Annotated in this window: 10 protein-coding genes; 9 read left to right on the forward strand and 1 reads right to left on the reverse strand. The window is 40.7% G+C overall.

Annotated elements, in window-relative coordinates; genetic code table 11:
* Position 1: 1 nt before the first annotated feature.
* Positions 2 to 1,030, forward strand: coding sequence for an ATP-binding cassette domain-containing protein (locus tag BCG07_RS04470; protein ID WP_286888905.1), 1,029 nt, complete (start codon positions 2 to 4; stop codon positions 1,028 to 1,030).
* A gap of 12 nt (positions 1,031 to 1,042) precedes the next feature.
* On the opposite strand, the gene BCG07_RS04475 is transcribed toward BCG07_RS04470, so the two are convergent.
* On the reverse strand, positions 1,043 to 1,798 hold the full coding sequence (locus tag BCG07_RS04475) for a HesA/MoeB/ThiF family protein (RefSeq protein ID WP_286888907.1): 756 nt from the start codon (positions 1,796 to 1,798) through the stop codon (positions 1,043 to 1,045).
* Positions 1,799 to 2,086: 288 nt separating this feature from the next.
* Between BCG07_RS04475 and BCG07_RS04480 the strand changes: the two genes are divergently transcribed.
* The 8 genes from BCG07_RS04480 to moaB form a co-directional block, all read left to right on the forward strand.
* The gene (locus BCG07_RS04480; protein WP_010556319.1) at positions 2,087 to 3,556 is read left to right on the forward strand and encodes a NarK family nitrate/nitrite MFS transporter; all 1,470 of its coding nucleotides are present in this window, start codon (positions 2,087 to 2,089) and stop codon (positions 3,554 to 3,556) included.
* A 9-nt stretch (positions 3,557 to 3,565) separates the two neighbouring features.
* Complete coding sequence (locus tag BCG07_RS04485; RefSeq protein ID WP_286888910.1) at positions 3,566 to 5,305, forward strand: bifunctional protein-serine/threonine kinase/phosphatase; 1,740 nt, start codon at positions 3,566 to 3,568, stop codon at positions 5,303 to 5,305.
* A 9-nt stretch (positions 5,306 to 5,314) separates the two neighbouring features.
* On the forward strand, positions 5,315 to 6,508 hold the full coding sequence (locus BCG07_RS04490) for an alginate export family protein (RefSeq protein ID WP_286888912.1): 1,194 nt from the start codon (positions 5,315 to 5,317) through the stop codon (positions 6,506 to 6,508).
* A gap of 227 nt (positions 6,509 to 6,735) precedes the next feature.
* On the forward strand, positions 6,736 to 8,262 hold the full coding sequence (locus BCG07_RS04495) for an FAD-dependent oxidoreductase (protein WP_286888914.1): 1,527 nt from the start codon (positions 6,736 to 6,738) through the stop codon (positions 8,260 to 8,262).
* 21 nt (positions 8,263 to 8,283) lie between these two features.
* Positions 8,284 to 10,974: a nitrate reductase gene (locus tag BCG07_RS04500; RefSeq protein WP_286888915.1), complete on the forward strand. Its 2,691-nt coding sequence runs from the start codon at positions 8,284 to 8,286 to the stop codon at positions 10,972 to 10,974.
* 16 nt (positions 10,975 to 10,990) lie between these two features.
* Positions 10,991 to 11,962 (forward strand): GTP 3',8-cyclase MoaA, encoded by a 972-nt coding sequence (gene moaA, locus BCG07_RS04505; protein ID WP_286888917.1) that lies wholly within the window; start codon positions 10,991 to 10,993, stop codon positions 11,960 to 11,962.
* A gap of 1 nt (position 11,963) precedes the next feature.
* Positions 11,964 to 12,590 (forward strand): molybdenum cofactor guanylyltransferase, encoded by a 627-nt coding sequence (locus BCG07_RS04510; protein WP_286888919.1) that lies wholly within the window; start codon positions 11,964 to 11,966, stop codon positions 12,588 to 12,590.
* A partial coding sequence (gene moaB / locus BCG07_RS04515; protein WP_286888921.1) for a molybdenum cofactor biosynthesis protein B occupies positions 12,587 to 13,062 on the forward strand: 476 nt, incomplete at its 3' end. The genes BCG07_RS04510 and moaB, both read left to right, overlap by 4 nt.

Consider the following 13,062-nt stretch of genomic DNA (forward strand, 5'->3'; position numbering starts at 1 on the left):
TATGATTAAGTTAGCCCTTTATAAATCGCTAAATAGCTTTGATTTAGACATAAACCTTCACCTTGAATCTTTTACTATTGCGGGAATTTTTGGCCCATCGGGCTCCGGTAAGTCCACCTTGCTACGTTGTATTAGTGGCCTTGAAGGTGAGCAGAGTGTTTATATAAATGATAAATCGGTACATCATTTACCAACTGAACAACGCGGTGTTACGTTGCAAGTTCAATCTTGCCCATTATTTCCGCATTTAGATGTAGCAGGTAATTTAGCGTTTACACAAAAGCATTGTTTTAATAGGCAAACTGACTTAACTGAACAAAAAGTTATTGATGTACTTGAGTTACACCCCTTACTTAAACGCAACGTTCAGAGCTTGTCTGGCGGGGAGCGCCAACGGGTGGTGTTTGCACGAACGTTGTTGGCAGGTCAAAAATTAATTATTTTAGATGAGCCATTTAGCGCTCTTGATTGGCCGCTGCGCTTTAAAACACTCTCAACATTAAGTGAATTGGCGGCAACGTTTACTATTAAATTTATTATAGTGAGCCACTCGTTAAAAGAACTATTATTTTGTTGCGATACCCTGGTGCAGCTCAATAACGGTAAAGTAATTAACCATGGCCCAAGTGCGCAGGTGGCTAAAGCTATTTACGCTAATAATAAACAAGCACCGCTAAGCTTAATTAACTTTCAAATCATTACATTTGATGAAAAATACGGTGTGTATTTGCTTAAACTACACAAAAGCGAGCAGAAGCTATTTGCATTACCGAGCGCTGTAGAGCAAGGAAATAAACTTATATTAGAGTGTGAGCAAATATCGGTAAGTGCAGAAATGCCATTAAACACAAATAACAGCAATGTTTTAATATGTACGCTGCACAGTGCAGAACTTATAGATAAAACATGGCAACTTACGTTAGATGTAGACGGACAAAGCTTGTACTGCTTACTTTCACCAAGAGTGTGGGATCAAAATAACTATAAAGTAGGCGATACACTTTATGCGACTATTCATAATCTAGAGTAGTGTAAAGGGGTTTTAGCTGCATGTAGCACAATGACTGTTTTTTGTGATTTTAAAGCGATTAAACTCCATACTCAAACCATCAACCAGCAGTAAATGTTCGCTCAACCCGCTTGGTAATCCAGCAAGCATTTTTAAGGCTTCAGTGGCCTGAATACTGCCAATTAATCCTACAATGGGCGATAGCACGCCTGATTCTGAGCAGCTTTGTGTTTGATCAGACATAAACTGCGATAAACACTCATAACAGTGGCTATTTTCTTGCATTGTAAAACAGGCAACTTGGCCTTCCATTCTAATTGCAGCGCCCGATACTAGTGGGGTTTTTGTTTTATAACAGGCTGTGTTTAATACATTACGTGTAGTTAAGTTATCAGAGCAATCAATGACTATATCAATATTCTTTAATAGCTCGTCAAGCTTTGACTTTTCATCTAAAAATGCATCGATTGTATGTATATCTATTTCATCATTTAAGCTAATTAACTGCGCTTTGGCGGCGTGAGTTTTTAAGCACCCTACATCCGTTTGTTTATAAAGCACCTGCCTTTGCAAGTTAGTAGCATCAACCACGTCGTTATCCACAAGCGTTAACGTACCCACACCTGAGGCAGCTAAATACTGAGCAACCGGGCAGCCCAAACCACCTAAACCGACTATAAGCGCATGAGATTGCCATATTTTTTCTTGCCCATCTATATCTAATTTAGGAAGCATTATGTGGCGCGAGTAGCGTAGTTGTTGTTGGTAAGTCAGGGCTGGTTTAGTCATTAGCGGCTTCTCATTATTTTTATACACAATAGCAATTTTTAGAATATGTGGGCAAGAACAGGGTTAAAAGTAATTGCACTGTTAGTGCTCATTTTGATTACCTTAACAGTGCAAATGAAAATTATAACGAATTAGAAAAAACATAAGTTAATGATTTTTAATGAAATAAATTATTGGCTCACTAATTGCTCAGTATAGTTAACGTGAAATTAACAAATGCAGCGGTTTAATTAATAATAAAGTAGTGGCCGCTATAAATAACTACAAACGTAACTAAGGAAAAATAACATGCAACCGAGTACTGGGTTTAATCTCATATCGTTTAGCGGAAAAATGAAAATACTGCATTTAAGCTGGATGGTGTTTTTTATCTCATTTTTTGTCTGGTTTAACCATGCGCCATTATTAGGCGCTATAGCGGGTTCGCTAGGTATTACTATGGCACAAGTAAAAACGCTACTTATTTTAAATGTGGCACTAACCATTCCTGCTCGCGTGGTTGTGGGCATGTTAACTGATAAATTTGGGCCTCGCATCGTTTATGCATCATTACTGATTTTATGTAGCATCCCATGTTTTATGTTTGCGATGGCCACCACGTTTGAGCAAGCCGCCATCGCGCGTTTTGCACTTGGCTTTATTGGTGCGGGTTTTGTTGTGGGCATTCGCATGGTGAGCGAGTGGTTCCCGGCAAACGAGTTGGGTACAGCAGAAGGTATTTACGGTGGCTGGGGTAACTTTGGTTCGGCAGCTGCTGCAATGCTATTACCTGTATTAGCGCTTATGTTTGGCGGTGACGATGGCTGGCGTTATGCGATAGGCCTAACCGGTGTATTAAGTGTCATTTTTGGTGTTATTTGGTACATCAGCGTAACTGACACGCCAAAAGGTGGCACTTACTTTAAACCAAAAAAAGTAGGAGCAATGGAAGTAACCAGCAAAGGCGACTTTGTACTACTTCTTATAATGAAGCTACCTATGTACGGTGCTTTAGCACTACTTACTTGGAAGCTTTCTCCTACTGGTGCAAATTTACTTTCTGAAAATTTTGTTATTGGTACATATGTATTTTTGGTGCTGCTTTATCTTTACGAAGTTTATAAAACGTACGACATAAATGGCCATATTTTTAAGCAACCTGTTCCAGAATCACACCGTTACGAATTTAAACAAGTTGCAGTTTTAAATATTCTTTATTTTACAACGTTTGGCTCAGAGCTTGCTGTTGTATCTATGTTGCCATTATTTTTTAGTGAGGTGTTTGGCCTTGATATGGTATACGCAGGTTTGCTTGCATCAGCGTATGCGTTTATGAATTTAGCTTCTCGCCCGGGTGGTGGTTGGATCTCAGATAGAATGGGTCGTCGTAAAACGCTTATTGTACTTACTACAGGCTTAGCTGTAGGCTATTTTGTTATGGGCTTAGTTGACGCTAGCTGGCCGCTTTGGCTTGCAGTTGCTGCTGCCATGGCGTGTTCGTTTTTTGTGCAAGCAGGGGAAGGCGCTGTATTTGCGGCTGTACCACTTATTAAACGCCGTTTAACGGGTCAAATTGCAGGTATGACGGGAGCTTACGGCAATGTAGGGGCTGTTGTGTATTTAACGGCGCTCTCATTAGTTGATTACCAAACATTCTTTATGATTATTGCGGCAAGCGCATTATTAGGCTTAGGTGCATTATTTTTCATGAAAGAACCCGATGGCCACATCACAGAAGTAAACGAAGATGGCACCGTTGAACTTATTTCTGTGACTTAAGGCATACATATGTTTGATGAAACCCAAAAAGCCAGCGCACTTATAAACGAACTTAACGTTGAGTTTGGTGGGCACAGTAGCAAAGGTATAAAAACCGAAAACCAAGATGCGTTTGCTGCTCTTAATACTCAAGCGCAAGAAAAAGAGTCAAAAGGGGTTATTGCCTGCTTGGCCGATGGGTGTTCATCAGCAAAAAATGCTAAACAAGCGTCACAGTTATCGGTAACGCACTTTATAAATGAGTATTTAAATACACCACCAAGTTGGGCCGTTAAAAAGTCGGTATCTAAGGTATTGGCCAGTTTAAATCAGTGGCTTTATTCGCAATCGGTTAACTACAATCACCTTGGCCAGCGCCAAGCAGATTGGATGACCACGTTTACAGCGCTTATTTTAAAATCGGCCACGGGTTATATTTTTCATTTAGGTGATACCCGAATTACGCGGTTACGTGCAAAAAGTATGGAGGCGATAACACGCGACCATAAAGTAAACGATACCCTAACGCGAGCTTTAGGCGCGCAGCTTCATCAAGAAATTGATGTATACGAAGTTGATTTAAAAGCTGATGATATTTATATACTTACCTGCGATGGTGTACACGATGTGTTGCCAAACAGTGATATACAAAAGCTAATTGATGAGCATACTAATTTAGAACACGCAGCAAAAGCAGTGACAGAGCTTGCCATAGCAAGAGGCAGTGACGACAACGTAAGCTGCCTACTTGTAAAAGTGAATAGTATTGCAAAACAAAATTTAGACGAGTTATATCACTCTTTAACTAGGCGGAAGATTCCGCCACCGTTAAAAGTTGGCCAAAAAATTGATGACTTTACTGTCATCCGTGAATTACACGCTAGTAGCCGCTCGCACATTTATTTAGTGCAACAAACACCCGATACGCCGCCGGTTGTATTAAAAGCGCCTTCGGTAAATTTTGAAGACGATGTGCACTACCTTCAAGGCTTTATAAGAGAAGGCTGGGTAGGGCAACGTATTAATCATCCCAATGTAATGAAGGTTTTAAATACGCAATCGCAAAGCCGGTTTTTATATCATATTTGCGAATACATGGATGGGCAAACACTGAGTGATTGGAAGCATGATGTGCCGCATCCAGAAATTACCCAAGTGCGCAGTATTATTGAACAAATAGTACAAGCACTTAGAGCGTTTCAGCGTTTGGATATGGTGCACCGCGATTTAAAACTCGATAACGTGATGATAGACGCTCACGGCAAAGTAACATTAATCGATTACGGCACGGTAAGTGTTGCGGCTATGGATGAGTCGGTAAAGCAAATTGCTGATGATTGCCCGCAAGGCACGGTAGATTACACCGCACCAGAGACGCTTATCACTATGCACGCCGATTTTAAAAGTGATTTATTTTCGCTAGGCGTTGTTGCGTACGAATTATTATGTTCAAAATTGCCGTATCAGCCACTCGCGCATAATCATGTACCAAAAGATTACAGTCACTGGCAATACACTAGTATTCGTAAACACAGAGCAGATATCCCGTTTTGGTTAGATCAGGCTTTAATGAAAGCATTGGCTCCCAAACCCGAATTTAGATACCACGCATTTTCTGAATTTATAAGCGATATCAATAAACCTAATCCACATTTAAAAAGTACCGCCCCGAAAGACTCAATAATGAAACGCGATCCGGTTTTAGTCTGGAAAAGTATTTCGTTGTGTTTGTTTATAGCCTTGGTGTGTGTACTCATAATTAAAAATTAAGAGATAAACATGTTAAATCATAAAAAAAACTTACCTATTATTTTTATACTGGGTAGCTTAACTGCGCCTTCAATTAGTGTTGCAGCGCAAACCGATCTTAACTTTAGACTGCGTTTTGAAAGCGCAGAGCAAGATAACGCGTTAAAAGATGCAAGTAGCTTAACGTTGCGTACACGCCTTACTCATAAAACAGATGAATTGAATGGTTTTTCTGCACTTATTGAAGTTGAAGACAGCCGAAGCCTGTTAGGTGTTGACGATTACAACAATACACTGGGTAAAAATACTAATTACTCAGTAATAGCCGACCCAGAAACCACAGAAGTAGATCAAGGTTTTATAAAATACGCGAAAGATGCGTTATCAATTAAAGTGGGTAGGCAAGTAATAGCGCTTGATGGACAGCGGTTTGTGGGCCACGTTGGCTTTAGACAAGACAGGCAAACTTTTGATGCGGCAACAGTCAATTACACGTTTAATGATATTAATTTACACTATAGCTACATAAACAAGCGCAACCGTATATTTGCCGAAAGCAAAGATATTGACTCATCCGATCACCTTATCAATGCAAGTTTTAAAACAAGCTTGGGTAAAGTGGTTTTATACAGTTATTTATTGAGTAACGACGCAGTAGATGATGACAGCTTAGATACTTATGGCGTTTCTTTTAGTGGGAATAAAACACTCAGCAATACTAAGGTTTACTATAAAGCAGAGTACGCCACGCAATCTGCATTAACGAGCATGAGTGATTTTGATGCTGATTATTATGCATTTGAAGGCGGCGTTGATTTAGCCGGTTTAGGTATTAAAAACGTGACACTAAAAGCCGGTATTGAGTCACTGGGCTCTGATGATGGCGATTATGGTTTTGCCACGCCGCTTGCCACTATGCATAAATTTAATGGCTGGGCTGATACGTTTTTAGCAACGCCTGCACAAGGGCTTGATGACACTTATGTAAGCTTAAATGGTAAAGCCTTCGACGGTAAATGGTTAGTGGCTTATCACAGCTTTGATGTAAACGAGAATGCAAATGGCGTTGATGATTTAGGCTCAGAGCTTAATGTGCAATACGTTAAGCCTATTAATAAAACCTATGCCGTTGGCGCTAAATATGCCGATTATTCAGCAGGCGATAGCGCTGCAGGCAAAGTCGATACCCAAAAACTGTGGGTATGGGTAAGCGCTAAATTTTAAGTATTTAACCAGAACTCTGGTTATTTAATTTGAAGCGTTACAAGTTGGTGCAACAGCGCCAGCTTGTGGTGCTTCCACTTCTTTTTTACTGCACCAATTTGGTTAAGTCACTGTAATATATTGATTATATATCTGGCTTGCATATTGCTATAACAACTACATAACAAATTATACCTTTGAAGTACTCATTTATGCATTGAGTACTTTGAACAAAACAGGTGATTTTAATGCCAAGCAAGCAGCGTGTTGTCGTCGTAGGAAACGGGATGGTTGGGCATCATTTTGTACAGCAGCTAGTATCGCAGCAAGGTGATAACAAAAATGTTGATATTACCGTGCTCAGTGGTGAAGACCGACTCGCTTATGACCGCGTTCAGCTCTCATCATTTTTTAACGGCAAAACCGAAGACGATTTAGCACTTACCTGCAGTAAAACCTATCAAGATTGGCAAGTGTGTTTCCATACTCATTCTAAAGTGGTTGATATAAACCGAGATGCAAAAAAAGTTACTACTGCAAAAGGCGAGTCATTTGAATACGACAAGCTAATACTGGCAACGGGTTCGTTTGCATTTGTGCCACCCATTCCAGGTAAAGATCGTGATCATTGCCTCGTTTACAGAACCATTAACGATTTACATGCTATAAAAAAATCAGCACAAGATAGTAAAGTCGGCGTTGTTATTGGCGGCGGTTTATTAGGGCTTGAAGCAGCCAACGCGTTAAAGCAGCTTGGCTTGCAAACCCATGTAATAGAATTTGCACCACAACTTATGGGCGTACAAATAGATGGTGCTGGTGGTCGAATGCTTAAAAATAAAATTACCGAACTGGGCGTTACAGTGCATACATCAGTGGCGACAGAGAAAATTATAGAGGGTGAAAACAGCCGTTATAAAATGTGCTTTAAAGGGGGGCAAACCCTAGAAACCGACATGATTGTATTTTCGGCTGGTATTCGCCCATACGATAACCTAGCTCGTGAGTTTAATTTAGAAATAGGTGAGCGCGGCGGCATCGTAATAAACAACCATTGCCAAACGAGTGATAAAAACATATACGCCATAGGCGAATGCGCCCTTTGGAATAACTTTATTTTTGGCCTTGTAGCACCGGGCTACGCGATGGCAAAAGTAGCGGCGGGGCATGTTTTACAACAGCTGTCTTCAAACAAAGCTTTACACACTACCTCAAACAATTCCTCAAATAGTGCTGATGAATTTAGCGGTGCCGATATGAGCACCAAGCTTAAATTAATGGGTGTTGAAGTAGGCTCAATTGGTGATGCCCATGCACGCAGTGAAGGCGCAATTAGCTATTACTTTGAAGATCAACTAAGCGGTATTTATACAAAAGTAGTCACTAATGAGCAAGGCAATAAGCTCATAGGTGCTGTACTGGTTGGCGATACAAGTGATTACGATAATTTATTGCAGTATCACTTAAATGGCATTGAGCTTAGTGTGCCCGCAGAGTCATTAATAATGCCGCTTGCAGGTGACGCGGGCGAGCTAAACGCTGATGATTTACCAAGTGATGCCATTATTTGTGCGTGCCACAAAGTGACAAAACACACTATTGAACAAGCGGTTATACAAGGTTGTAGCGATTTAAATAAAGTGCAGCAAGCCACTAAAGCAAGTACGGGTTGTGGAGGCTGTGAAAAACTAGTGCAAAGCGTTATTAGCAGTGCACTTAATAATAAAATAGCCACGCTAACCCCAGTAGATGAGCCTGTATCCCAGAGCGCTTAACGCAAATAATAAGAGAGCAGTATGGAAACATTAAACACATGTTCAAACACACCTTTGCTTAAACAAACCACTTGCGCTTATTGTGGTGTAGGCTGTGGGGTTGATATTTCATTATTAAATAATACCCCAACAAAACTTGAAGGCACGCGCGAGCACCCCGCTAATTTTGGCCGTTTGTGTGTTAAAGGCACCCATCTGCTTGACACCATCGGCACTGATAATCGCTTAACATCGCCCCTTATTGATAACGAACCCGCCAGCTGGGATACGGCAACTGACTACGTTGCCAAGAAATTTAACGCCATTATTAAAGAACATGGGCCGGAATCGGTTGCGTTTTATGTATCGGGGCAGTTACTTACTGAAGATTACTACGTTGCCAATAAATTAATTAAAGGCTACATAGGCTCAGGCAATATAGATACAAACTCAAGGCTGTGTATGTCATCGGCGGTTGCCGGTTATAAACGTGCGCTTGGTGAGGACGTAGTACCATGTACCTACGACGATTTAGAGCAAACTGAGCTACTTATTTTAATTGGCTCAAATGCAGCTTGGACTCATCCGGTGCTTTACCAGCGCATGGAGCGCGCAAAAAAGCTTAATCCAAAGATGAAAGTTGTGGTTATCGACCCGCGAAAAACCGATACAGCCGAACTTGCCGATACCTTTTTAAATATAAAACCAGGCAGCGACGCAGCACTTTATAACGGCTTACTTAATTATTTAAGTGAACATAACTATTTAGATACGCAATTTATAAACGAGCATACAAACGGCTTTGAAACAGCGCTTGCAGAGGCTAAAAAGTGGAGTATTAAAGCGGTCAGTGACTTTTGTGATATTGACGCGCAGCTAGTCAGTGACTTTTACGCCTTATTTGCACAAAGCCCAACCGCTATTAGTTTTTATTCAATGGGTATTAACCAATCAAGTTCAGGGGTTGATAAGTGTAATGCCATTATAAATGCGCATTTAGCGTCTGGTAAATTGTTAAAACCTGGATGTGGTCCGTTTTCAATAACTGGGCAGCCTAATGCTATGGGTGGGCGTGAAGTAGGTGGCTTGGCAAATCAATTAGCAGCACATTTAGACATTGAAAACGAAGCGCATCAACAGTTAGTTCAGCGTTTTTGGCAATCGCCAACAATAGCTAAAAAAGCAGGGTGTAATGCAATTGATATGTTTGATGAAATCGCCAAAGGGAAAATAAAAGCTATTTGGGTAATGGCAACCAACCCGATGGTGAGCCTACCTAATAACGCAGCCATACAACATGCACTTGAGCAATGTGAGCTGGTGGTTGTGTCTGACTGTATTGCTAAAAGTGATACGCTAAAATTTGCTAATGTGGCGTTTCCCTCAACAGGATGGGGCGAAAAAAACGGCACAGTAACTAATTCAGAGCGCAGAATATCGAGGCAGCGCCCGCTAGTTGAGCCATTTTCGGGGGCTAAAAACGATTGGCAAATAATGTGTTTAGTTGCCCAAAAAATGGGTTTTGAAGGATTTGACTTTACAGACCCCAGTGGCATTTTTGAAGAATGGGCGCAACTGACTGATTTTGAAAATAACGGAGATAGGCTATTAAATTTATCAGCTTTAGTAGGGCTTTCGCAGCAGCAGTACGATAACTTAAAACCAGTTATGTGGCCGGTACTAAAAAATGAGCCATATAAAAACGGGCAGGTTTTTGTTAATAATCAATTTAGCACCGCAGATAAAAAAGCCCGCTTTATTCCTATAACGCCCAAACTTCCTGTGCAACAAACATCAAGCGATTACCCTTTTGTAATGAACTCAGGGCGAATACGCGACCAATGGCATACAATGAGCCGCACTGGGAAAAGTACAGCCCTTTCTACTCATATAACGCGCCCATATATTGAAATAAACCCCATAGATGCCAGCAAATTAAACATAAAAGCAAACGATTTAATAACTGCCAATGCTAAAACTGGGCAAGTGACGGCTCATGCAAAAGTGACAGAGGCCGTGCGAAAAGGCGAATGTTTTATGCCTATTCACTGGAACAAGCAATTTGCCTCATCCGCTACGGTAAGTGGGCTTTATCAATCGGTTGTTGACCCTATATCGGGACAGCCTGAATGTAAGCATGGTGCTGTTGATTTAGTTAAAGCGCAGTTTGCTCAGTACATGCAAATTTTTAGCAAAACAGAGCTTAAAATAACCAGTGACTTTTGGCTTAAAGTTAACGCAAGTAATTGTATTAACTACCAGTTAGCACTTAATGAGGCACAAAATGACTTACTTTATTATTGCCAAACCCTTACAGGGTTACAAGGGAAGTGGTCGGCAATGGGCAGTGCAAAAGCCATGCATATTCAATGTATTCAAAACGAGCAGTTAGTGTTTGTTGCGGTTGTTTCGTTAGCTCAAAAAGACATATCACTTGAGTGGATAAATCATTTATTTGCAGAGCCTTTAATAACCTTTAGCCAATTACAGTCATTGCTGTATGCCACGCCCGATGAAGAATTTACTCAAGGCGCACAAGTATGTAGTTGCTTTAAAGTACGTGAACAACCCATTATAAACGCCATTAAAAGTGGTGAAAATACAGTAGAGCAATTGGGGTCTAAACTAAAATGTGGCACTAACTGTGGGTCGTGTAAAACCCAGTTAAGCCAATTAATAAAGCAGCATACTACGCAAAACCCTAACAGTATTGATGTTGCGGTTGAAATGTAAGTTAACAAGGAAGCATATGCTTAATGATCAATTTGGTCGGCAGTTTAACTATTTGCGCCTCTCAATTACCGATGTGTGTAATTTTAGTTGCACCTATTGTTTACCAAACGGGTATCAGTGCGATACCCCGCGTAACTTTTTAAATAAAAACGAAATAAACACCTTAGTAAATGCTTTTGCGCAATTAGGCACAAAAAAAGTGCGTATTACAGGCGGTGAGCCGTGTTTACGCAGTGACGTAACCGACATTGTAAAGCAGTGTAAAAACACCCCAGGCATAGAAAAAGTCGCCATAACAACTAATGGTTTTAACTTATTTAATAAAATTGATGAGTTTTACAGCGCTGGCCTAGATGCGCTAAACATTAGTATAGATAGCTTAAACCCGAGTATGTTTAAATTAATTACAGGACACGACAAGCTAACCCATATTTTAAAAGGGATAGACCGGGCAATTGAGCTGGGCATAAAAGATATAAAAATAAATGCAGTGCTGGCTAAGCAATTTAATAAAAACCAATTAAATGATTTTTTAGACTGGGTAAAACATAAAAAAGTAACGGTACGCTTTATCGAATTAATGGAAACAGGTAATGGTGCCACCTTTTTTGAACAAAACCATTTAAGCGGGCAAAGTGTTAAAACGCAGCTTTTAGCACAAGGTTGGTTACAGGTAGTAATAGGTAAATTAAACGGCCCTGCAGAGGAGTTTTGTCACCCCGATTTTGAGGGGCGCATTGGCTTAATTATGCCCTACAGTAAAGACTTTTGTAAAAGCTGTAACCGATTAAGAGTATCGTCATTAGGCAAATTGCATTTGTGCTTGTTTGCCGAGCAAGGGATAGATTTACGCCAGCATTTAAATGCGCAAGATATGCCAGCCACTGTAAACGCGATTCAAGCGGCAATGGGCAATAAAACCATTAGCCATGAGCTTGATAAGCGCTTAACGGGCGCCACAACACATTTAGCTATGTTGGGCGGCTAAAATGAGTAATAGGGCTGTGTTCACGGGCGTTGTACTCGCCGGAGGGCAATCTTCCAGAATGGGCAGCGATAAAGCCAACCTCATTTTAAAAAATAAAACCTTACTGCAAAATGCATGTGAGTTATTAACAGCAGCAGGAGCAAGTGATGTACTTATAAGCCGTAATGTACAAAGTGCTACTGCGCAATACATAGCAGATATATACCCAGGTTCTGGCCCGCTTGGCGGGATTTATTCAACCTTAATGGCAACAGAGCAGGATATACTTGTAACCGCTGTTGATATGCCATTACTTACTTGCACGTTATTATCGCAAATTGCATCTGCAGCAAGTGATAACCCCCACTTTCAAACAAATCAGTCACAAATACATGCTTGGCACTTTGAAAATGAACCGTTACCCCTGTATATTCGTAACACCCAAAGCGTTAAACGTCATTTAAAACAATTACTCATAAACGCAAATAGTCATAAATCAATTAAACAGTTTACCCGTAGTATTGGTGTGCAAACGCTAAAATGTAATAAAGCGCACGCACTTATTAATACCAACACACCGGCGCAATTTAATGCTGTTAACGAACAATTTGACCAACACAAACCTAATCTATTGAGAAGAACCCTATGAGCCACACAACTGAGTCACAAATCGCATTAAACATTGCCGTAATGACAGTAAGCGATACACGCGATGAAATTACGGATACCTCAGGCCATTATTTAATTAAAGCCCTTACTGAAGCAGGCCATCACTTAGCGGATAAAGACATAGTTAAAGATGATGTTTACCAAATGCGAGCAGTTGCATCGCAGTGGATTGCCGATGACACCATTCACGCCATTTTAGTAACCGGTGGTACGGGCTTTACCGAGCGCGACTCAACACCAGAGGCATTTGCACCGTTGTTTGATAAAAGCGTAGATGGATTTGGCGAGCTATTTAGACATATTTCGTACGGCGAAATTGGTAACTCAACTATTCAATCACGTGCGTTGGCGGGCCTTGCCAATAACACCGTTATTTTTTGTATGCCTGGCTCTACGGGCGCATGTAAAACAGCCTGGACAGGTATTATAAAAGATCAGTTAGACTCAATGCA

Source organism: Pseudoalteromonas sp. ESRF-bin5 (assembly GCF_002632075.1).
Taxonomy (GTDB): Bacteria; Pseudomonadota; Gammaproteobacteria; order Enterobacterales; family Alteromonadaceae; genus Pseudoalteromonas; species Pseudoalteromonas marina.